Raw genomic sequence first — 886 nt, forward strand, 5'->3', positions numbered from 1 at the left:
GCGAGGTCGGCGACGTGGTGTCGGCGGAAGGGCCGCTCGGCGCCGAACGTTGGAGCCACGTGGTCCGCGTGCCGATCCGCGGGCCGGCCGGCGGGGTCGCGCATCTTGCCACCATCGAGCGGGACATCACCGAGCAGAAGGGGTTCGAGGCGCGCCTGCGCCAGTCGGACAAGATGCAGGCGCTCGGGACCCTGGCCGGCGGCATCGCGCACGACTTCAACAACCTGCTGACCGCGATCCTCGGCAGCCTCGAGCTCGCAGCCCCCAAGGTCCAGGAGCAGCCGCGCGTGCTGCGCCTGATCGAGAACGCCCGGGGTGCGGCGGAGCGCGGTGCCTCGCTGACCAAGCGCCTGCTGAGCTTCAGCCGCGCCAACGACCTGCGCGCCCGGCCCACCGACGTGAACGCCCTGGTCGAGGGCATGTCGGCACTGCTCTCGCGCAGCCTCGGCGGCCTCGTCGCGGTCGAGACCCGTCTCGGTGCCGACCTCGGCCCCGCCCAGGTCGACCCGGACCAGCTCGAACTCGCGATCCTGAACCTCTGCATCAACGCCCGCGACGCCATGCGCGAGGGCGGCACCATCGTCGTCGAGACCGAGGCCCTGACGATCGAGGACGACCCGGACCTCAGCCGCGGCGCCTATGTCGGCGTGTCGGTCAGCGATTCCGGCGAGGGCATACCGCCCGAGATCCTGGCGCGGGTCTGCGAGCCGTTCTTCACCACCAAGGCCGTCGGCCAGGGCACCGGCCTCGGCCTCGCGATGGTGTTCGGCCTCGCCCAGCAATCGCACGGCCGCCTGCGGATCGAGAGCCGCGTCGGGCACGGGACCCGCGTCGACCTCGCCCTGCCGGAGGCCTCGGCTTTCGTGGCGGCCGAGGAAGCCGACAC

1 protein-coding gene is annotated in these 886 nt (G+C 72.6%); it reads left to right on the plus strand.

Annotation, left to right across the window (positions count from 1 at the left end; all coding sequences use genetic code 11):
• Nucleotides 1-886 (plus strand): ATP-binding protein (locus FV222_RS27620; RefSeq protein WP_246685713.1); only part of this gene is annotated, 886 nt, incomplete at both ends.

The sequence above is a fragment of the Methylobacterium sp. WL103 genome (genome assembly GCF_008039885.1).
Taxonomy (GTDB): domain Bacteria; phylum Pseudomonadota; class Alphaproteobacteria; order Rhizobiales; family Beijerinckiaceae; genus Methylobacterium; species Methylobacterium cerastii.